General features: G+C 40.5%; 21 protein-coding genes. 15 read left to right on the top strand and 6 right to left on the bottom strand.

Features of this window, described 5'->3' with window-relative positions; all coding sequences use genetic code 11:
- Positions 1-137: 137 nt before the first annotated feature.
- Together AC4PHI_RS03675 and AC4PHI_RS03680 are read left to right on the top strand one after the other, a co-directional pair.
- On the top strand, positions 138-626 hold the full coding sequence (locus AC4PHI_RS03675; RefSeq protein ID WP_492200965.1) for a QueT transporter family protein: 489 nt from the start codon (positions 138-140) through the stop codon (positions 624-626).
- Between the two features lie 290 nt (positions 627-916).
- The gene (locus AC4PHI_RS03680; RefSeq protein ID WP_492200966.1) at positions 917-1429 is read left to right on the top strand and encodes a VanZ family protein; all 513 of its coding nucleotides are present in this window, start codon (positions 917-919) and stop codon (positions 1427-1429) included.
- A gap of 137 nt (positions 1430-1566) precedes the next feature.
- Here the strand turns inward: AC4PHI_RS03680 and argS are convergent, their stop codons facing one another.
- A complete protein-coding gene (gene argS / locus AC4PHI_RS03685; protein ID WP_492200967.1) occupies positions 1567-3258 on the bottom strand; it encodes an arginine--tRNA ligase in 1692 nt (563 codons plus the stop codon).
- A 249-nt stretch (positions 3259-3507) separates the two neighbouring features.
- Here argS and AC4PHI_RS03690 point away from each other — a divergent pair, with 249 nt between their 5' ends.
- Positions 3508-3963, top strand: coding sequence for an arginine repressor (locus tag AC4PHI_RS03690; protein ID WP_492200968.1), 456 nt, complete (start codon positions 3508-3510; stop codon positions 3961-3963).
- Between the two features lie 4 nt (positions 3964-3967).
- Positions 3968-5482 (top strand): phosphohexomutase domain-containing protein, encoded by a 1515-nt coding sequence (locus AC4PHI_RS03695; RefSeq protein ID WP_492200969.1) that lies wholly within the window; start codon positions 3968-3970, stop codon positions 5480-5482.
- A gap of 100 nt (positions 5483-5582) precedes the next feature.
- Here the strand turns inward: AC4PHI_RS03695 and AC4PHI_RS03700 are convergent, their stop codons facing one another.
- Positions 5583-6446, bottom strand: a complete 864-nt coding sequence (locus AC4PHI_RS03700; RefSeq protein WP_492200970.1) for an RluA family pseudouridine synthase — start codon at positions 6444-6446, stop codon at positions 5583-5585.
- A gap of 170 nt (positions 6447-6616) precedes the next feature.
- Here AC4PHI_RS03700 and AC4PHI_RS03705 point away from each other — a divergent pair, with 170 nt between their 5' ends.
- From AC4PHI_RS03705 to AC4PHI_RS03725, 5 genes are all read left to right on the top strand, one after another.
- Positions 6617-8734, top strand: coding sequence for a transglycosylase domain-containing protein (locus AC4PHI_RS03705; RefSeq protein ID WP_492200971.1), 2118 nt, complete (start codon positions 6617-6619; stop codon positions 8732-8734).
- Positions 8735-8812: 78 nt separating this feature from the next.
- Positions 8813-9157 (top strand): YlbF/YmcA family competence regulator, encoded by a 345-nt coding sequence (locus AC4PHI_RS03710; RefSeq protein ID WP_492200972.1) that lies wholly within the window; start codon positions 8813-8815, stop codon positions 9155-9157.
- Between the two features lie 71 nt (positions 9158-9228).
- Positions 9229-10449 carry a metallophosphoesterase family protein gene (locus AC4PHI_RS03715; RefSeq protein ID WP_492200973.1) on the top strand — a complete coding sequence of 407 codons (1221 nt, stop codon included), beginning with the start codon at positions 9229-9231 and terminating at the stop codon, positions 10447-10449.
- A complete protein-coding gene (locus AC4PHI_RS03720) occupies positions 10449-13112 on the top strand; it encodes an ATP-binding protein (RefSeq protein ID WP_492200974.1) in 2664 nt (887 codons plus the stop codon). Before AC4PHI_RS03715 ends, AC4PHI_RS03720 begins: the two co-directional genes overlap by 1 nt.
- 13 nt (positions 13113-13125) lie before the next feature.
- A complete protein-coding gene (locus AC4PHI_RS03725; protein ID WP_492200975.1) occupies positions 13126-14073 on the top strand; it encodes a 3'-5' exoribonuclease YhaM family protein in 948 nt (315 codons plus the stop codon).
- Between the two features lie 64 nt (positions 14074-14137).
- Here AC4PHI_RS03725 and AC4PHI_RS03730 read toward each other — a convergent pair whose 3' ends face one another.
- The 3 genes from AC4PHI_RS03730 to AC4PHI_RS03740 form a co-directional block, all read right to left on the bottom strand.
- Positions 14138-15124, bottom strand: coding sequence for a peptidylprolyl isomerase (locus tag AC4PHI_RS03730; RefSeq protein WP_492200976.1), 987 nt, complete (start codon positions 15122-15124; stop codon positions 14138-14140).
- 155 nt (positions 15125-15279) lie between these two features.
- Positions 15280-15624, bottom strand: coding sequence for a YtxH domain-containing protein (locus AC4PHI_RS03735; RefSeq protein WP_492200977.1), 345 nt, complete (start codon positions 15622-15624; stop codon positions 15280-15282).
- A gap of 1 nt (position 15625) precedes the next feature.
- Positions 15626-16051, bottom strand: coding sequence for an HIT family protein (locus AC4PHI_RS03740; protein WP_492200978.1), 426 nt, complete (start codon positions 16049-16051; stop codon positions 15626-15628).
- A gap of 127 nt (positions 16052-16178) precedes the next feature.
- Between AC4PHI_RS03740 and AC4PHI_RS03745 the strand changes: the two genes are divergently transcribed.
- The 4 genes from AC4PHI_RS03745 to trmB all read left to right on the top strand — a co-directional run bounded on the left by AC4PHI_RS03745 (position 16179) and on the right by trmB (position 19726).
- Entirely contained in the window at positions 16179-16913 is a 735-nt protein-coding gene (locus AC4PHI_RS03745; protein WP_492200979.1) for an ABC transporter ATP-binding protein, read from the top strand.
- A 2-nt stretch (positions 16914-16915) separates the two neighbouring features.
- Positions 16916-18136 carry an ABC transporter permease gene (locus AC4PHI_RS03750; protein ID WP_492200980.1) on the top strand — a complete coding sequence of 407 codons (1221 nt, stop codon included), beginning with the start codon at positions 16916-16918 and terminating at the stop codon, positions 18134-18136.
- Between the two features lie 83 nt (positions 18137-18219).
- The gene (locus AC4PHI_RS03755) at positions 18220-19017 is read left to right on the top strand and encodes a phosphotransferase family protein (protein ID WP_492200981.1); all 798 of its coding nucleotides are present in this window, start codon (positions 18220-18222) and stop codon (positions 19015-19017) included.
- A gap of 67 nt (positions 19018-19084) precedes the next feature.
- The gene (trmB, locus tag AC4PHI_RS03760) at positions 19085-19726 is read left to right on the top strand and encodes a tRNA (guanosine(46)-N7)-methyltransferase TrmB (RefSeq protein ID WP_492200982.1); all 642 of its coding nucleotides are present in this window, start codon (positions 19085-19087) and stop codon (positions 19724-19726) included.
- 101 nt (positions 19727-19827) lie between these two features.
- Here trmB and AC4PHI_RS03765 read toward each other — a convergent pair whose 3' ends face one another.
- Complete coding sequence (locus tag AC4PHI_RS03765; RefSeq protein ID WP_492200983.1) at positions 19828-20163, bottom strand: PepSY domain-containing protein; 336 nt, start codon at positions 20161-20163, stop codon at positions 19828-19830.
- Positions 20164-20333: 170 nt separating this feature from the next.
- On the opposite strand from AC4PHI_RS03765, the gene pepA reads away from it, so the two are divergent.
- Together pepA and AC4PHI_RS03775 are read left to right on the top strand one after the other, a co-directional pair.
- On the top strand, positions 20334-21413 hold the full coding sequence (gene pepA, locus AC4PHI_RS03770) for a glutamyl aminopeptidase (RefSeq protein WP_492200984.1): 1080 nt from the start codon (positions 20334-20336) through the stop codon (positions 21411-21413).
- Positions 21414-21420: 7 nt separating this feature from the next.
- Positions 21421-21738, top strand: coding sequence for a thioredoxin family protein (locus AC4PHI_RS03775; RefSeq protein WP_492200985.1), 318 nt, complete (start codon positions 21421-21423; stop codon positions 21736-21738).
- Positions 21739-21743: the final 5 nt, after the last annotated feature.

Genomic DNA, 21743 nt, shown 5'->3' on the forward strand with positions numbered 1-21743 from the left:
AAAAACTTTTGTAAAGTAGGGAATACTTGAAAATACACATTGACTTTGTGAATAAAAAGCACTACAGTGGTAGAAGATTAAAAAATATCGCGGTTCATTCATACCATCCCGCGTCATCAAAACTAGGAGGAATTTTTATGCAAAACAAAAAAACAAAAGGGCTGCTTCTTAATGGTATTGTTGCAGCCATGTATCTTGCCCTGACGATTTTAGTGAATCCTGTGGCGTCAGGTCCGATTCAATTCAGGATATCTGAAAGTTTCAATCATTTAGTGGTTTTTAACAAAAAATTGATTTGGGGCGTATTTTTAGGTGTTGTTTTATATAATTTGATGTTTTCAGAGTTTGGAATTTTAGACGTACTGTTTGGCGGTGGGCAAACACTGGCCGCACTGTCAGTCACCAGATTTTTGAAACGTTATATCAAAGATACCAGATGGCTGATGGCAGCCAATGTCTTGGTGTTCAGTGTCAGTATGGGGTTGATTGCTTGGATGCTTCACGTGGCGATACAAGTCCCCTTTTGGCTGACTTACGGTTGGACTGCCCTAAGCGAATTTATTGTTATGGGGATCGCTGCACCTGTGATGTACTATATCAGTACTAGAATAAACTTGGATTTTTAATTTGTGCTGAAAAATTATTAGTCATATATCGACTTCCTAAAAGTAAAACTAAAACTTTTAGAAGGTCGATTTTTTTAACGGCAAACTGTAAATTTGAACTAAAATGAGAGTTGCGCAAAATATTATCAGATAAGCTGCAAGCAATCAAAGAGATTCATTGATAATTTTTAATCCGCTGTGAAAAATTAAATTCAGAAAGTTAGGTAAGGAGACCTAGCTCTTTTTCGTCCTTAGGTCCTATGGCAGTACCTGCAGTAATTTTCTATAATGAAGGGGAGGAGTTGATTAAGATGAAATATGAAACAAGACAACGTTTACTATCCACCTTTATTTTATTGGTTTATTTAGCATTGCTGACTTGGATCGTGCTGTTCAAGTTATCATTATCTTTAGATGAGTTGCCCAATATGCGTCATTTAAATCTTATTCCCTACGGTGCTTCCAGTATCGTCAATGGTCAGATAGACAAAACAGAAATCATTTACAATGTTTTGATTTTTGTTCCTTTCGGCTTATTATTGTCCATGGTGATGCCTAAGCGGGGATTCCTGACAAAATTGTTCCTGATTTTTGCGGTCAGTGTTTCTTTTGAGGCCATTCAATACATTTGGGCAATCGGAGGCAGTGATATTACTGATGTCATCAACAACACTTTAGGAGGATTGGCCGGTTTGATTTTGTATGATCTGCTGGAGTTGATTTTCCGAAGCAAGCCGAGACTTAATAAAGTCCTGAACTTTTTAGGTGTTGTTATTGGAGTTCTATCAATAGCGCTTTTAAGTTATATGGTGCTGATAAATTAAAACAACAGACTAACAGGTCTTTTAAAACTTGAGATAGAGAGCTTTTTAAAATAAAGAATCCCATGAAATCAATGCTTTAGACAAGTGATTTCGTGGGATTTTTCTATGTTTTGCAATTTTTGCTTAGTCTTTACTGTTTACATTTCGTCAGGTGCGTGGACTCCAAGGAGACGCAGGCCTTCTTTTAAAACAATCTCGACGGAACGGACTAAAGCCAAACGTGAATCTTGCTGCTCATCTTCGTGAACGATTTTTACATGGGCATAATATTTATTGAATGTTTGTGCTAAATCAATGACATATTTTGCCATAATCGACGGTTCGTATTTTTCTGCAGATCTTTCAATCATCAGCGGGAATGCTTGCAGCAGTTTGATGACTTCCCAACTTTCTGCATCATCGAGTTGATAGGTTTGGTCAGCTTTTTTCTCCCAGTTGGTCCGGCGCAGGATAGACGCACAGCGTGCATGAGTGTACTGTACATAAGGGCCTGTTTCTCCCTCAAATCTCACCACGTCCTCTAATGAAAAATCAAAATTATTCATGCGGTCATTTTTAAGATCATGGAAAATAACGGCACCCACCCCTACTTGGCGGGCAATCTCATCTTTGTCAGCCAAGGTCGGATTTTTTTCTTCAATCTGTGCTTTGGCTAACGTGATGGCTTCTTGGAGAACTTCTTCCAACAGCACGATTTTTCCTTTACGTGTAGAGAGTTTTTTCCCGTCTTTGGTAATCAGGCCAAAAGGAATATGTTGAATGTCCTCCGACCAGTCATAACCCATTTCTTTCAAAACAGCTTTTAACTGTTTGAAATGAATCGACTGCTCATTGCCGACCACATATAAAGCTTTTACGAAATCGTAAGTTTCTTTACGGTAAAGTGCGGAGGCTAAATCTCTAGTGATATATAAGGTGGCTCCGTCAGATTTTCTGATTAAGGCCGGATTTAAATTATAAGCAGATAAATCAACAATGTCTGCTCCCGCATCAGATGTCAATAAATGTTTTTCTTCCAGCAGTTGAATCGGGTAGTCCATTTTATCATTGTAAAAAGATTCGCCGTTATAGGAATCAAAGGTCACTTCCAGCAAATCATAAATACGTTGGAATTCATTCAGTGATTCTTCACGAAACCACTGCCACAGGTGAGTGGCTTCTTCGTCGCCGTCCTCCAGCTTTTTAAACCAGGCACGTCCTTCGTCTTCCAGACTTGGATCAGTTTCAGCCTCTTCATGGAAATCCACATATAAACGCAGCAATTCTTTTATTGGATCTTTTTTAACTGCTTCCTCTGAACCCCATTTTTTATAAGCCACAATCAGTTTGCCGAATTGAGTTCCCCAATCACCAATATAATTTATTTTGAATGGCTGGTAGCCGATTTTTTCTAAAATCAGTGCGATGCTGTTGCCGATTACCGTGGAACGCAAGTGCCCCATAGACATGGGTTTTGCGATATTGGGAGAGGACATATCGATAGGGACCATCCGGTTTTCACCAATAGTTTCATCTCCATAGTGGTTTTCTGCCGCTAAAATTTGTTTCAATGTTGCTTCGCTGACAAGATTTTTTTTCAAGAAGAAATTGATGTAAGGTCCCACCACGTTGATTGCCTCAAAATCTTCCGGGTTCAGCTGTTCGGCAATGTCTTGGGCAATCACTTGAGGGGATTTGCGCATGACTTTTGCCAATGAAAAAACGGGAAAGGCCAAGTCGCCGTGTTCGCTGATTTTTGGTTGTTCAATTAATTGAGTGATTTCATCTAATGACAAGTAGTCTTTTAATGCTTTTTCCAAAGCAGATGCGATGACTTTTTTTCCATTCATATTGTACCTCCTAAAATAAAAAAACGATGCTCTATTTAATGTTATACATTTAATACAGATACCAACTGACATTATAACAAAAAAAAGGGTGAAATCCTATCTTTTATTCACAGAGCAAAGGCAGAATGTCTGGGGAAGGCAGATAATTTTCAAATTAATCAGATTTGTTTTTTTCAAACAGGAATTAATCGAATCTCCTATTCAACTTATGCTATAATTAAACCGTTAAATTCGAAAGAGGGGACTGCGATGAAAAAAGCTGATCGACATCGATTGATTCTAAGTTTATTAAATGAACAAAGCATTGAAACTCAAGATGAATTGATTCAAATATTGAGTCGACAAGGAGTGATGGCAACTCAAGCAACGATTTCTCGTGATATCCGTGAGTTGGGCATCGTCAAACGTCACGATGCAGAAGGAAAAGTGCGGTATGTTCAACTGGAAGAACAAAGAGAGAATGCCTTGGAGCTGGAAGAAATCATTGCAGAGATGGTTTCTCATGTCGTTCAAGTCCAGTTTATGTTAATTTTACACACTCAGTTGGGCACTGCTAACATGGTGGCCGCTTTGATCGATGAGGCCCATTTCGCTGAAGTTGCTGGCACGATCGCCGGCACGGATACGGTAGTCATCATTTTGGTCAGCGAAGAACAAGCAACACTATTTAAAGCCCAATTAGAAACAATCATAGAAAAGGAGTAGGGAAATGTCTTTAAAAGATTTAAAGAACGGCTCAGATATCCGGGGGATTTCGATTACGACAAAAGAAGAGGAAGCGAATCTGACGCCTTTAGATGCAGAAAAAATTGCCGTAGGCGTGCTGCATTGGTTACAAGAAAAAAAGCATCTGAATTTGTCTAATGCCACTATCGCAGTGGGACAAGACAGCCGTTTGTCAGGACCGGGTTTGAAGAAAAGTTTGATTGACACTTTTTCAGCTCACGGAGTGGCTGTAATCGATGCGGGATTAGCGACCACGCCGGCGATGTTTATGGCTACCCAGTTTGCCTCATTTGACAGCGATGCCAGTATTATGATTACGGCCAGTCATTTGCCTTATTATTTTAACGGTCTGAAGTTCTTTACGAAGGATGGAGGAGCAGAGAGCGAAGATATTGCTTTTATTTTAGATCACGGAGAGAAACCTTTTTCAGCGCAGTCTACCGACACAGGAACTGTTGTAAAAAAAGATTTGATTTCTGAATATGCTGAAGATCTTGTCAAAAAAATCCGTCAAGGAATCGGTAACGGGGAAGAACAGCCATTAAAAGATTTTCATATCATTGTAGATGCCGGTAACGGTGCCGGCGGTTTTTTTGCAGAAAAAGTACTGGCAGCTTTAGGTGCCAAAACAACAGGGAGTCAGTTTTTAACTCCTGATGGGACATTTCCTAACCACATGCCAAATCCTGACAATAAAGAAGCCATGGCAAGCATTCAGCAAGCAGTGCTTGCTAACGGTGCAGATTTAGGAGTGATTTTTGACACAGATGTGGACCGTGCAGCGGTGGTGGCTAAAGATGGCAGTGCTTTGAACCGTAATAATTTGATAGCGGTGCTGGCACAAATCGTATTAAAGGAGCATCCGGGCACTACGATTGTGACGAACTCGCCCACATCCAGTCATTTGAAAGATTTTATCGAGCTTTTAGGCGGTAAGCAGGTGCGCTACTTGTGCGGGTATCGAAATGTTATCAATAAAGCCATAGAGTTGAACAAGCAGGGAATCCAAACCGAACTGGCTATTGAAACCAGCGGTCATGCGGCATTTAAAGAAAATTATTTCCTTGACGACGGTGCCTATGTGGTTGCAAAAATATTGATGCTGCTGCCGAAATTATCAGAAGAGGGACGCACATTAAATGATTTGATTGCCGACTTGAAGCAACCGGAGGAAACCCAAGAAGTCCGTTTTCGTATCAGCGGGGAAAACTATCGTCAAAAAGGTACAGAGGTCATTGATGTAATGGCTGATTTTATCGAAAAGTTTCCTGATTGGTCCATCGACTTGGATAATGAAGAAGGTATCCGTGTCAATCTTCGTGGAGAAGATGGGTCAGGCTGGTTTTTGTTGCGGATGAGTCTCCATGAGCCATTATTAGTCTTGCAGGTAGAAAATGATGTGGCAGGAAAAAATATTGGTGTGTTCAAAAAATTGAAGGAATTCTTTGAAGTTTTCCCCGAGTTGAACACCTCAGCTTTGTCTGAGCTGTTGAAGTAGGCACATATTTTTATGGCAATAACTGTATAGAAAAACAAAGAAGCTCCGAAAAACAGAAACTCAATCTGATTTTCGGATCTTTTTTATTTGTCGTTTTCTTCTACCATAGGGAGAAGGGACTCTGAACATGTATTTTTTTCTCTGTCAAAGGATGAACAAAGCTTAATTCATGGGCATGCAGCATTAAGCGTTGATCATCTGAATAAGAAGGATTGTACAGGGGGTCGCCTATAACAGGATGTCCTATACTTTGAAGATGGACGCGTATCTGGTGTGTCCGCCCAGTGGCAAGGAAACAAGTTAGAAAAGAGTGTTGTTTGCTCCCCTTAGTGACATGAACTTTTGTTTCGGCGTACTGACCGTTGCGTTTGTCTATGACCCTTTTCCGCCTGTCATGTCTGTCCCGGCCGATTTTTTTAGTAATAGTCAGGGTCTCTTGTTTTATTTCCCCCTGAACGACAGCCTGATAGACTCTTTTGATCGATTTTTGTTCCATCATACGCCCTAATATCGGCAAAATAAACGGATTTTTCGCAAATACAATCAACCCGCTGGTTTCTTTATCCAAGCGGTGAACGACGTAAGGTATCTGATTTTTTTCCATCAAATAATCCGCCAGATGGTTAAGCAAAGTATCCTTTTCATCAGGCTGATTAGGATGGGTCTTCATTTTGGCAGGTTTTTCCACGATAATCAGATGCTCATCTTCAAAAATAGTCTGCACCAATTTCTTGTCTCCCGGCAAAACCTCTGAATTTGAATAATCAGTGGGCTCGAAAATCAAGGTGATTTCATCTCCAGCTTGTACAAACTCATGAAACATTTTTACTTCACCGTTAACTAGCACATTTTTCCTGACACGCAGGAAATGACGGACTTTTCTAGGCACCAGCCAATGGTCTTCTAAAAGTGAGCGAATATCGCGGGATATAAAATGGGGAGGTAAAATGATACTGAATTTCATATAATAAATTTTCCTTTTAGGTTTTTAAGTATTGTAACACACTATTTAAAAAAGTTAGAAGAGATGTTAAAAATATCCTAAATCATGCAAATCAGTCTTAGGGATTAGTGGTTTTAGAGTAAAATATGATAGAATGAACAAGATATTATTATTGAAAAAGAGGGAGTATCATGGACTTTAAACATATATTGCACAAAATAGGTGAGTACCTGAAAACCTTTTGGGCATGGCTCAGACCATATCTGAGTCGCTTTCATCAGTGGCGCAAACGTATTTGGAAAAAATATCAGATCAACAAAATCATTCTTTTGTTAGGCTTGACGGTTGTTCTGGTAACCAGTATCTATTTATTCTATCTGGCTAAAACGCAAAATGTAGGCATGCTGAAAGACGGCTTGGAAATGCGGACAGTGATTTATGATAAAAATGATCAGGAGGCTGGGATGTTTCATGGTCAAAAAGGAACCGTGGTTACGTTGGATCAAGTCTCTCCCCATGTGGTAGACGCATTAGTTTCCACCGAGGACCGGCGTTTTTACACTCACAACGGCTATGATATCAAAGGGATTCTTCGGGCGGTAGTCGGTAGAGTCACCTCTGGCAGGATTACCGGTGGTGGAAGTACCATCACCCAGCAGTTGGCAAAAAACGCTTATCTGACCTTGGACCAAACATTGACCCGTAAAGCCAGAGAGTTGTTTCTTTCAATAGAAATCGAGAAAAAATATTCAAAAGATGAAATTTTAGAAATGTATTTAAATAATGTGTACATGGCTAATGGTGTTTGGGGAATCGAAGATGCCTCACACAGATACTTTGCCAAACCCGCATCGGACTTGACAAAAGACGAAGCTGCCGTACTGGTGGGAATGCTGAAAGGACCGGAAATTTTTAATCCTATTGACCATTACGACAATGCCATTGCACGGCGGGATGTAGTTTTTGATTCCATGGTGGCTAACGGAAAAATGGAAGAGACGGAGGCGGCTCAACTAAAACAAGCGCCGCTGTATATCAGTGACAACTATCAGGTGAGTACGGACAGTTACCGCTACCCTTATTACTTTGACGAGATACTGAGAGAAGCAGAAGTAAAGGCGAAAATATCGCCAGAAGACTTGCAAAATAAAGGCTATAAAGTATACACCTATCTTGACCAGAACTATCAGCAGGGAATGGACACCTCTTTCCAAAATGATTATTTGTTTCCATCCAACGCACCTTCCGATAATGCCATGGTTCAGGGGGCATCTATTGCCATCAATCCGAAAACAGGTGGTGTGGAAGCTGTAGTTGGCGGACGTGGAGAGAAAACGATACTCGGCTTGAACAGAGCCACACAATCCCGGCTTTCCCCTGGCTCAACGATGAAGCCTTTAGCTGTTTACACGCCAGCACTTGAGGCGGGGTATAACGCTGACTCTATTTTGAAAGATGAAAAATTATCATACTATGATGTGGAAAACTATGACAAGATCTACCGCGGCGACGTTCCTCTTCATTTGGCATTGGAGCAAAGTTTAAATGCCTCTGCGGTCTGGTTGTTTGATGAAGTGGGCATCGATACAGGCGCAAAAAAAGTTGAAAAATTTGGAATCAAATTAGTGAAAGAAGATCATTATCACGGATTGGCGCTTGGAGGAATGACCAAGGGAACTTCGCCCATGAAAATGGCCAATGCGTATGCTGTATTCGCTAATAATGGGCAACAGATTCCGGCGCGTTTTATCCGCAAGATAGAAGATGCCTCTGGAGCAATCGTTTATGAAAATGAAAATCCCCGGGCAAAATCGGTGACTTCTAAAAAAACTGCTAATGACATGACCAGTATGCTTCAAGGTGTTTTTACCAACGGAACAGGTGTCAGTGCTCAACCCTATGGCTACAGCATGGCAGGAAAAACCGGGACCACAGAAAATATCGCCGCAGCGGGTGGTTCCAAGGACCAGTGGATCATCGGTTATACGCCGGATGTGGTCATTGCCACATGGATGGGGTTTGACGAAAGCGGCCCTGATCATTATCTGACTGGTTCCAGCGGGCAGATATTGTCTCAGCTTTTCAAAGATCAGGCAGAAAGGATTTTGCCTAATTCACCGGGCACCCAGTTCGAAGTAGGAAATGTCAATGGGGATTCGGAAGGATTGTTCAATGATTCTGATTTGGAAGACTTGGAAAATCAGCTGAAAGAAGGGGCAGACTACTGGGGTGATAAAATCAAGGAAGGTGCCGGAAAAGTCAGGGACAAAGTGAGCAACTGGTGGAATTCCATTAAAGATAATTGGTAAACTGCTTCTTCTAGGAAAACTGTTTAGATGATGGTACAATGGAAGACAGTAAAAGAATAAATGAAAAGAGGCAAATGAATGACAGTAAATATTTATGACAGCGCCAATCAAATTGAGAGAGAGATTCGTCAGCTTCCAGAGTTTCTAGCCTTGAAGGATGCCTTTAATGAATTAAAAAAAGATGCTGAAGCTTTTGATTTGTTTAAGAAATTTCAGGAATTACAGATATCTTTTCAGGAGAAACAAATGAGTGGTGAAGAGTTCACTGACGATGATGCAAAGCAAGCACAGGAATTGACTGAAAAAGTTCAAGCTTCGCCAAAGATTAACGACTTGATGATGAGGGAACAAGCATTCAGCACCATTGTCAATGATTTAAATCGAATCATCATGACACCTGTAAAAGAATTATACGAAGATTAGTAAAAAAGGTTGTCTCATTTCGCTTGAGAGACAGCCTTTTTTTGTAAGATAATCATGGGAGGAGGGAGCGAATGAAATTTATTCATGGGGCAGACATGCATCTGGACCAGTCTTTTGAGGGTCTGGGGAAAATCCCTGAAGAACTGTCAAAAATGTTAAGAAAACAAAATCAGCAGGCATTGGAAACAATGGTGACTCGAGGCATAGAAGAAGATATCGATTTTTTATTACTAGTAGGTGATACTTTCCATCAGCCGCAAGTGACCATTCAGACCCAAAGTTTTTTTATCGAGCAAATGGAGCGATTAAAAGCTCATGATATTCTAGTCTTGCTTTCTTTCGGCAATCATGATTTTTTCCAACCGAAAAAATACTGGTTTGAATTTCCTGATAATGTTATTGTTTTTGAAGACGATCAGGTCGCTACTTTAAAAATCAATTGCCGAGATGGCTTGACTACTGCGGTGAGCGGTTTTTCTTACACTGAACGCTGGCTGGAACATTCTAAACTGGCAGATTATCCTTACCGCAATGATCAAGCAGACTATCATATCGGTTTTTATCACGGACAGATAGGCAGCAACCCCTACGGCTCTTTTTCGGTTGATGCTGCGCAAGTCAAAGGCTATGATTACTGGGCATTGGGGCACATCCATCAACCCACAATAGTTCAGGAAAATCCATATATCATTTATCCCGGAAGTACGCTGAAGCACACCCAAAAAGAAAAAAACAGCGGCTATTTTGTTCTAGCGGAGTTTGATGGTGCTGAAACTCATATCACATGGGAAAGTGCCAACGATGTGGAATGGCAAGAAGTATCGATAGAAGGAAGAAAAATCTACACGATGCAGGAACTTGTTTTCCATTGTGAGCAAGCTTTGGCAGAAATGGTTGATGAACAGCTCAGGTTTGTAAAATTAGTGCTTATTGATGGAAGCCAACCAATCAACGATATTTTGCAAGATATTCAAAATAGACAGGAGCTTCTACATGTGCTTCAGCAAGATGTTTACAATAAAACAAATAGAAAAGTATGGATTTTTGATATCAGCAGTGCTCAAGGGGCAGAAAAAGCGGAATTGAGTTTGCATTTGGACGAGGATTTACTGAAACAGCTGCTGGGGAATTATGAAGTTGATTCGGTTTTCCAAGAAGCAATCAGTGATTTATATCGCCACGCCACATCTGCCCAACTTTTGACGGTTACCGCGGAGCAGCGTGAGGAGCTGCTTCAGCGTGTGATGAACGAGTTCCAGCAATTATTTGCAGCAAAGCGAGGTGATCAGTGATGAGGCTAAAAGAATTGGATATTGTCGGTTTTGGAAAAATAGTGGACCGGCAAATTTCTTTTTCAGATGAGATAACCTTGATTTATGGTCCTAATGAAGCGGGAAAATCTACCATCTATCATTTTATCCGTGAGGTGCTCTTTGGTTTTCCCAGAAAAAAAAGCAGTGCACCGGACTATCAGCCGAAATCCAATGCCTTGTACGGAGGCAGTTTGACTTTTTCTCATCCTCAGTACGGAGAAGTTACAGTGACTCGTCTCAAGTCTGAGAACAGCGGCAAGGCTGTGGTCAAAGTGGGAGAAGGGTTAGAGGGGGATGATGAGTTTCTTCAAAAAATACTGGCTCCCTTGACTAGAGAACTGTTTGACGATGTGTTTAGTTTGGAACAAAGCCAATTAAATGATGTCCAGATTTTAGGAGAAGACCGTCTTCAATCCCTGCTGTTAAGTGTGGGCCTGACTGGTAGTAAGAAACTAGTCACAGAACAGTTAAAATTTCAAAAGAATATGCAGGAGATTTTTAAGCCTAGAGGACGTAAACCTTTATTGAACCAATTGCTTCAGCAATATGATAAGTTGAAAATAAAAATCGTTGAAAAAGAGCAGCAAGAAGCAACCTATCAGCAGCAAATCGTTGCTAGTCAAGAATTGCATCAAATCATCCAAGAACAACAGTATCAGCTGAACGATGAACGGGAAAAATCGGCCAGACTCAAGAAGCAGATCGAACAACTGCCTGAGTGGGAAAACTATCAGAAATTGAAAGATAAGATAGAATTAACCAATAAGGAATTGGATGAACAAGAGGTCAAAATTCTGCAGGATGCTTACCAGCGTTTTAATTTGCTGCTTGAGCGGGAGCAGGAAATCCACGAAGAACAACTGCATTATTACGGTGATGTAGAAAGTCCCAAGTTTGCTTTTTTCTTAAATAATGAGTTGCGTTTCCAAGAGTTTCTTTCTGAAAAGCCTGAAATGGAGGAACTCAATCAAGAAAAAATAATTTTACAAAGGCTGCAAAGAAGCAGAAAAAGCGATATGGAAAATTTGCGGGAGCATTTGAAAATTTCCGATATCGAGAAAAGCTTTTATCCCGGAGATGGGGATACTGAGGAAATTATCGCACTATCACAAAAGGAAGTCGGCATCCACAAGCGTCAAAGGATGTGTAGTGAGCAAAGGGAACAGCAGAAACAGGAAAAAGAACGGATAGGGAAAAAACAATTGTCCCGCAGAGAACAACGTTCCATTGGGAATTTAATGCCGCTGCTTGCAGGCTTGGTTTTTCTTGTTCTGGGAATTGTCGGATTGGTGATGAAAACCGCTGTTGTAGCCATATTCGGTTTAGTTTCTGCTGCTGTGATGCTGAGTTACTTTGGCTATTTTTTCTTGGAAAGACGAAAAGTCCATGAAGAGTATGATTTTCAATTAAAAAATATCGACAGGTCGACGGCAACAACCGAACATGATATGGAAATTTTGGAAAAAGAAGCGGAAGCACTTGAAAAAAAGAAAGAACGATTGAGCGAAAGGTTTCAATTCAACAAGGAACAAAAAGTAGAGGACTGGTTAAACGAATTGAACTTGCGCCAGCGTTTGTTTGATCTGACTAGAGAACATATTTCTGATGGGGAAAAAGCAGCTGAACTCCAAGGAGAAATGGATGTCTTTCGGCAAAAATATATTTGGCTGAACGAGTGGTTCAAAGTTGAAGAGGAAGAGTTTGGACAGCTGCTGCAAAAAATTTCCAACTATGTTTATGAGATGCAGGATAAGAAACAAACTTATCTACTGGAGAATTCCGGAAAGATTCAAGTCGTAGAAACTCTTCAGTCCATTAAGGAGAAAAAGAAACAGTTTGCTGAGGAATACCAGCCGTTGCTAAGTCACTACGGTTTGCATGATATTCAAAGTGTGCCGGTGTTAGTTGGAGAATATCAAAGCTTTAAAAAAATGATTTCCCAAGCAGAACTGACAGAGCAGAAATTAAAAGACATTTTTGATTTAGAAAAAGTTTATAAGCTGAGTAATTTGCAAGAACAAAAAGAGCACATAGATTCTCAAATCAGCGAGTATCAGGAGGAACTAGAAAAAGCTCAGGAAAGATATGAAAGCATGAAGTTTGCTATTCAGCAAATGGCTTCTGACGGTTTGCTGAATGATTTGTATCAGAAAGAAGCCGGTCTGCGGGATGAAATCAATCAGCTGCAATCAGAATGGATCGTCCAAAAGCTTCTAAGCAACTTGGTTCAAGATGTGCAAGATTTTATGGGAACACAGCAGTTCCCGGCGCTGCTGTCGACTTGTTCTTCATTTTTTACAGAACTGACGGCGGGTGCTTATGAAGACTGTTTCTTCGAAGATGGCAACTTGCTGGTGGCTCATCAGTCAGGACAAGTCTTTCAGATTAAAGAATTGTCTACAGGCACCAGGGATCAGCTTTATATGGCGATGCGTTTGTCTTTCGTTTTTCTAAATAGCGAAGAACATTTAGCGCCTTTGTTGATTGATGACAGCTGGCTGCATTATGACCGGGAAAGAAAACAGAGTTTGTTCAAAGTTTTAAAACGTCTTAGCGACAAAGTGCAAATCATTTGTTTCAGCTCTGATACAGAGCTGGCTGATTATGCTTTGGAACAAGGGTTTGAGACACTATCACTTTAAGGGAGGTTACCCGATGAAAAAATTAAAAGAGTTAGTCCTTGATGAAACATTTGAGATGTTTGTTTTATTAAAGAATGCAGATGTACGGATGGCAAAAAATGGCAAGAAATTTATTGCGTTTACCTTTCAAGACACTTCCGGGACGGTAGATGGTAAATTTTGGGATGCTTCAGAGGATGAAATCAAAAAGTTTACGGCAGGACGTGTAGTTTTATTGGGAGGGAAAAGAGAGGCTTACCAAGGTGCTCCCCAAATAAAAATTTTAAATATGCGCTTGGCGATGGAAAGTGAACCGGACAATCCCAGTCTTTACATGGAAAAAGCACCGATTTCCCGTGAAGAAATGGAAGCGGAGTTCAGCAGTGTTATTTTTGAAATCACCAATGCCAATTGGAACCGGATTGTACGTCATTTGTTTTCTCAGTATCAGCAGCAGTTTTTTGAATTTCCGGCAGCTAAAAGAAATCATCATGCCTTTGCCGGCGGTCTAGCCTATCACACGTTGTCTATGCTGCGTATAGCGAAGGCTCTGACGGGTTTTTATCCGGAAATCAATAAAGCATTGCTGTATGCGGGCATTATTCTTCACGATTTAGGCAAAGTCATTGAGCTGACCGGCCCCATATCCACTGAATACACCCTTGCCGGCAATTTGCTGGGACATTTAGTGATAGTTGATGAGGAAATTACCAAGACCTGCCAAATTTTAAAAATCGATGACCGCAGTGAAGATGTACTGGTCCTAAAACATCTTGTTTTGTCCCATCATGGTCTTTTGGAATATGGCTCTCCAGTGCGTCCGCAAATTTTGGAAGCCGAAATTCTCCATCAGCTTGATAATATGGATGCTTCAATTCAAATGATTTTAGGGGCTCTGCGTTCCATTGATGCAGGGGAAAGAACGGAGCGTATTTTCGGAATGGACAACCGAAATTTCTATCTGCCTCATTTCAATGATTAAATAAATTTAGAAAAATAAAACCCGCAAGGCTGCAATATACTGCAACCTTGCGGGTTTTTAAATATTATTTCGTAGAATCAGTTTCTTCAGCTTCTGTGCTTTCAGAAGTGTCAGTTTCTTTCTTTTCATCTTTGGCTGAGGAATCTGTGGCTTTAGTTTCCTCAGGCATGAATTGAGCGACGATAGATGTCAAATCTTCATCTTTGATTTTTACATTAGCTTTCTTAAATTCTTTGCTGAGTACGTCAAACTGGAACTGTTGGTCGGCAACCTTGTTATTAGTCGCAATTTCTTTCAATTGTTTTTTGAAAGGTTTCATGTCGTTGCCTTTGTCCTGTTGTTTGACCATTTTGACAATGTAGAAAGTATTTACTTCCTGATAGCTTTGGTCAAACGTGGTCGATTTGATCACATCAGAGATTTCCCCGTCTTTCATCTGGAAAGCAGCTTCTTTCACTTCAGTGGGGATTGTTGTATTGGTGGAGTCAAAAGTGACTTTCCCTTTTTCAGAGGCTGAAGCATCGTCAGAATTTTTTTCTGCCAATTTACCAAAATCGTCCCCTTTTTTTGCACTCTCATGTACTTTTTTTGCTTCTGCCTCATCGGGCATGGCAATCAACTGTACTTCGACTTCTGGATGGAAGTCTGCCCAAACTTCTTTCAGATCAGCATCGGACAAGTCCACATGAGACTTTAACATTTTTTCATAGGCTAAATAATTTTTGATATTTTCTTTATAAGTTTTTTCAGTCAGTCCGTTGCTTTCAAGGACAGAAGAAAAGGCATCGCCGTATTGTTTTTTGGTTTCGTTGAACTGTTTGTCGATGTCCTTTTGGTCAACTTTATCGCCGTAAGCATTGACAGCAACTTCATTGATAATCATTTGTGTGATACTTTGCTTCACAGCATCATCTGTTTTGACTTGCTCGAAAATGTCGTCCACAGTAATCGTACTGCCTTTCATTGTGACAACATCTGTACTGCCGCCAGTACAAGCAGTCAGAGTGGCCGCACAAACTAGGCCGATGATGGCTAATTTTATTTTTTTCATTTTCATTAAACTCCAATCATTTCATTTCTTAAAGTACTAAACAACTACCTTCAATACTATAACATACTCTGATATTCAAAAAACAGTAAAATATGATTTTTTTGAAAGTAAGTCACAAAAAGTTCACATAAAAGTTAAAAATCAACACTAAAAATTTAGTGTTGATTCTTTTCAGTGGGAAGATGCTGCTTCAGAGTTTCCACTGTCTGTTTGATTTCTTTCAATCTTGGTTCTGTCTGAAACTGAAATTTTCTTATTGTTTGATTCATTTCTTTTTGAAAATTCGGCAGAGTATCCCCGGCAGTCTGTTTCAGATTTGCCAGTGAACCGTTAAAATTTTCAAGTCCGTCTTGCAGTTCACTGACTAACTTTGTGGTGTCGTCTACTTCATCTATCATTTTTTGACGTGTCCTTTTTCCGCTTTCAGGGGCAAACAAAAGCCCTAGTGTAGCTCCGATGACTGAGCCGACCAGCAGCCCTTTAGAAAAGTTTTTCAACATTTTATTCCACCTGCGCCGCAATCTGGCTTGCGATGTCTTTCATCATTTCTGGTGTATACTGTTCTTGATTGTTGGCAAAACGAATCTTGAAATCATCTTCTGTGCTGTATCTTGGAATCAAGTGCAGGTGAGAATGGAACACAGATTGATAAGCCAACTCCTTATTATTATTGACGATATTTAAACCTTTCATGTCGGGAAATGCTGCTTCAAGCGCCCGTGCAATTTTTGGGACCCGGGAAAAAAGAGTTGTCGCCACAGTTTCGTCAAAAGAAAAAATATCTGGTACATGGGTTTTAGGGATTAATAGCGTATGTCCTTTGGTCACTTGCGACAAATCAAGAAAAGCCAATACCTGATCATCTTCGTAAACTTTATAACTGGGGATTTCATTAGAGATTATTTTACAAAAAACACAATCGTTCATTTTATTTCCTCCTTAGACATCTTACTGTTTATGATAATCGATTTTTGGGGAAAACTCAAAAGTAATTCATTTTTACTTTTTTTGGAGTATGTTATAATGATGTCATTGAATTGCTGGAGGAAAAAAGATGAGTTTGAGTGTGAAACATTTGACTGGCGGTTACGGACATATCCCAGTTTTAAAAGATATCAGTTTTGAAGTAGGAAAAGGGGAACTGGTTGGACTAATCGGATTGAACGGTGCGGGAAAAAGCACCACAATCAAAAATATTATCGGTCTGCTCACGCCTCAAACAGGCACCATTGAAATCAATGGGAAAACATTGTCCGAGGATACGGCAGCTTATCGCAAACAAATCGGTTATATACCGGAGACACCTGCTTTATATGAGGAGCTGACGTTAAAGGAGCACATCGAGGTGACCTGTATGGCTTATGATATCCCTCTAACAGTAGGGATGGAGCGGGCTGAAAAACTCCTTAAAACTTTTCGTTTAGCCAATAAACTGGACTGGTTTCCGGCGAATTTTTCCAAAGGGATGAAGCAAAAAGTCATGGTGCTTTGCGCATTTTTGGTGGAGCCCAGCTTGTATATCATTGATGAACCTTTTTTAGGACTGGACCCTTTAGCTATCCATGCTTTGTTGGAACTCTTAAAGCAAATGCAAAGTCAAGGTGCTTCCATCCTGATGTCTACTCATATTTTAGCAACAGCAGAAAAGTACTGCGATCGTTTTATCGTTCTTCATGAGGGAGAAATCAGAGCGGTCGGTACGATTGAAGAACTGAGAACAGAATTTCATCTGCCTGACGCCTCTCTGGATGAGATTTATGTGAAACTAACGGAAGAAGAGGCGGAGTAACGATGACAGCTTTGTATGAACAGCGTTTACAAAAATATCAAAAAAAAATGTTCCGCTATTTGAAGTATGTCTTCAACGATCATTTTTCACTGATTTTACTGGTGTTGATGGGCGGATTCATGTTTGTTTATTCTGAAATGGTTAAGCAGGTGGACCACAGTTTTTATTTTGGCAAACCCATCGTTGGCGGGTTATGGCTGTTGACACTTTTCGTGGGACAGCTGGCCACCCTCGTGGAAGAAGCGGATAAAGTTTTTTTGCTGCCCAAGGAAAAGGAGATGACCCGTTATTTACAGAAAGCCTTTCGCCATTCCTTGGTTATGCCTATGGTATTTTTGTTTTTGATCGTGGCACTTTCATTGCCATTTTTAATGGCGATAGCAGATGTGACACTTATTGACGGCCTTTTTTTTCTTCTGACGATGTGGTGTTTGAAAGTTTGCCATCTCTATCTGAAACACAGTACTCTATATCATGTGGAAAAAGAAAAAATACGGAAGGCCCTGCTATTTTTTTCTATTATCTCTGCTGCAGCCATTATTGTTATGCTGGCAGGATTTTCTTGGGCAGGTTTGATAATCGGCGGCATCTTGCTGTATTTTAGCAAGAAACAGTTTGACCAGTTGATAGAAAAAAGCTTTTTGGACTGGGAAACCATGATTCAAAAGGAGAAAAACCGACAAAAGAAAATTTTTCAGTTTATCAATTTATTTACAGATGTGCCCGGTATGAGCAGCAGTGTGAGACGAAGAAAGTATTTTGATTCCTTGCTTAGAAAAATCAAGAAGGAGCATCATCAGACGTACCTGTATTTATATGCCCGGAGTTTTTTACGGGGAACTGAATACAGCGGGATTTTTGTGCGTCTGTTGTTTGTGGCAGTCATTTTGATGTCCTTTTTAAATCAGTTGTTATGGCTTCTGCCGGTGGCTTTGCTGGCGTTATTTGTGATCTGCTTTCAATTATTGCCGTTATACAGTCAGTTTGACTATATGATTATGACACAGCTTTATCCGGTACCGGAGAATCAAAAGCAAAATAATTTGCAACGGTTATTGCTGATTTTGCTGGGAGGTGCGGGAAGCTTTTTCTGCTTGGCAAGTCTGCTGGTTTTGCCGGACTGGCATTCGAAAGTGATCGCTGTCGGAAGCATTGCATTAATGAGTGTATTGCTGATATTTGTCTATGTTCCAACTCGGATAAAGAAAATGCACAGTAAGTGATTACCTGATCAACTTGACGGAAAGCTTAAAGGGCTTTAGAATATAAAATGCTGAGAAACAAAAAGATTAGAGGAGTTTTGAAGATGGTGAAGCTAGACATGGATGCAGATTTTCAATTTGATAATACTTGGACTCTTCACCCAATCGACGGTGATACGGGAAAAACCTATATGGGCATTCGCGAGACCGAAAAAGTCTTTGTGAAACGAAATACCACGCCGTTTTTGGCCGCCCTGTCACGGGAAGGTATCGTCCCCAAATTAGTATGGACGAGAAGAACAGGCAACGGGGATATTTTGACCGCACAGGAATGGCTGGAAGGAAAGACTTTTTTGCCTGAGGAAGTAGGTCAGAGTTTTGAGGTCATTCAAATTTTATCTCACTTGCACCACTCAGTGTCTTTAAAAAGAATGCTGGTCAGAGTAGGGGGAAAACAAAAATCGCCTTTTGATTTCTTGAAGAGTTATGCTCACCAGCTGCCGGGAGATTTAAAAAATAATCAATACCTGCATAGTGTGTTTCGCTATTTGGAAGATCATTTGCCGGAAGAAACCAGTTTTAAGGTTTGTCACGGGGATCCTGTGAATACCAATTGGTTTGTATCCACAGACGACCGGCTGTATCTGGTTGACTGGGACAGCTGTGTACTGTCTGATCCGGCCTATGATTTAGGAATTTTACTTGGACGGCATGTGCCGTATGGGAAATGGCAACGCTGGCTGGAGCTGTACGGCGAAAATCCCACAGAAGAACTCCTGGAAAAAATCTATTGGTACAGCGGGATGGATTTTCTGTTAAGGATTAAGCAATACCATCAGCGCTATGAATACCCTAAAATGAATCAGGAAATTATGATGCTGAAAAAATTATATTTATATTAAATCCATAACATAAGAAGTTGAGAGAAGTTTTCTTTCTCTCAACTTCTTTCAATGAAAGGGAAAGAAGATGCGCGTTAGAAATAAACCATGGGCAAAAGAACTTATCGAAAAACATCCGGGATATGTGGTTACCGACCCGGAAGAATTTAAAGGAAGATGGCAAGACAGATTTGAGAGAAAACAGCCGCTGCATATAGAAGTCGGTTCGGGGAAAGGACGTTTCATTGTAGAGATGGCGAAAGCACATCCGGGAAACAATTATATGGCCATTGAATTAGAGCGCAACGTACTGGTTTCGATTTTGGAAAAACAGATTGAAGCCCAGCTGCCGAATTTACAGATACTTCATGTTAACGGAGATGCATTGACGACCTATTTTGCCCCGGGAGAAGTAGATTTGATTTACTTGAATTTTTCTGATCCCTGGCCGAAAAACCGTCATGCCAAACGGCGCTTGACCCACAAAACGTTTTTGGAAATTTATGATGAAATTTTAACTTCCGGGGGAGAAATCCATTTTAAAACCGATAATCGCGGTTTGTTTGAATATTCGTTGGTCAGCTTTTCAGAATACGGCATGGTTTTAAAGCAGGTCTGGCTGGATTTGCATGTATCTGATTATGAAGGGAATATCATGACAGAATATGAAGAAAAGTTTTCCAGCAAGGGACAGCCGATTTACCGACTGGAAGCTATGTTTAAAAAATAACTGATATAAAACATCCGGCACTTGAAGAAATAATAAACAACCCCCAGAAATCAGACTATCTCTGATTTCTGGGGGTTGTAAAATTTTCAGCCAGCTGTTATTTACACACGGTAGATGTCTAAGACAGTTCCGGTGTGGGCATCAGCAATAAATTCATATTGAACGATTTGATCGTCTTCTTTGCGTGTGATCCCGCCTGTGTAAGTATCGTATTCAATGGCAAATTTTCTGAGAGGGTGTCTGCTGAACTCGATCCAGGAACCTTCGATAGAACCTTCAGCCAAGAAAAAAGTTTTAACATTTTCAAGAATAATTTCCGGATGGATCGTTTGGCGCTTGTGATAGCAGCGAGTTGCCAAAATACCGCCGACTGTTCCGACTACTGTACCGAAAGCCAGTCCCATGGCAAGCCAGTGAAGTTTACTCGATTTTTCCATAGGGTACCTCCTATTGAGAATGTTTAACCGTATTGTAACATATTATTTCTTATCCACCTAACAAGAAAACGTTTGATTCACATACTAGTATTTTAAAAATTAAAATAAATGGGTTATAATTGACTAAAGGAAGAAAAGTGAGGTGGATTCTGCAGCAGCAGAAATAATTGATGGATGAGAAGAGTTTTTTATTAATCAAAGAGTTGACCCAGATTCAAGGGACAAGCGGTTCCGAAGAAGATGTCCGCCGTTTGATGGCGACCAAGCTGGCTCCTTTAGTGGATCAAGTGTCCTATGATGGTTTGGGCGGAGTTTTTGGCATCAAAAAAAGCAAACATCCTGATGCCCCAAGAGTGATGGTAGCAGCCCATATGGACGAAGTCGGCTTTATGCTGACTCAAATCATGGAAAACGGCATGATGCGGGTACAGCCCTTGGGCGGTTGGAACCCTTATGTAGTTTCTGCCCAAAGATTTACTTTAAAAACACGGCAAGGAGATTACCCGATCATTTCTTCTTCTGTCCCTCCCCACTTGTTGCGTGGAAGCGGTGCTGGGCAAAGTAAGATAGAAGTATCTGATATTTTGTTTGATGCCGGTTTTGAATCCAAAGAAGAGGCGGAAAGTTTTGGTGTCAGACCGGGAGACAGCATCGTACCAGATGTTGAAACGATTAAAACGGCTAACGGTAAAAATATCATTTGTAAAGCGTGGGATAACCGTTACGGGTGTGCAGCCGTAATCGAAATGTTTGAAGCGTTGAAAGATGTGGAGCTGCCTTTCACCTTGATCGGCGGAGCAAATGTTCAAGAAGAAGTGGGGCTGAGAGGATCAAGACCTTCCACCCATAAGTTTAAACCAGATATATTTTTCGCAGTGGATTGTTCCCCTGCCAACGATTTAGAAAAGAAACCAGAAAATTTCGGCAAACTGGGAGAGGGTTTTTTAGTTAGGATTTTTGATCCCGGTATGATTATGTTGAAACGGATGAGGGAATTTATTATCGATGTGGCAGAAAGAAATCAAATCCCCCATCAGTATTTTGTTTCCAAAGGGGGAACGGATGCTGGAGCAGCCCATCTGGTCAATGATGGGATTCCGAGTGCAGTAATCGGTGTGCCGGGGCGTTATATTCATACACACCAGACGTTGTTTAGAATTTCGGACTACGAAGCCGCCCGTGAAATGTTAATCCTCTCAATGAAAACTTTGACAGCGGAATTGATTGATACTATTATCTATGGGAAGTAGGGAACCTATGATTAAACCAAAAAGTTTAGAACATTTAGCAGCACTGATTGAAGAAGGCAAACATGTCTTGTTTTTTACTGCTGACTGGTGTGGGGATTGTGTGTTTATCAAACCACATTTGCCAGCCATCATGGCAGAGTTTCCTGAGTTGCCCTTTGTTGAGGTAGACCGGGATGCTTTCCTTGTGGTTTGTGAAAAAATGAATGTTTTCGGTATTCCAAGTTTTATCGTCGTAGAAGATGGCAAAGAGTTGGGACGGTTTGTGAGTAAAAAAAGGAAAACAAAAGATGAAATCATTGAATTTTTAAGGCCCTATTCAAATTAAAGGAA

The organism is Vagococcus sp. QWL-13 (assembly GCF_058683555.1).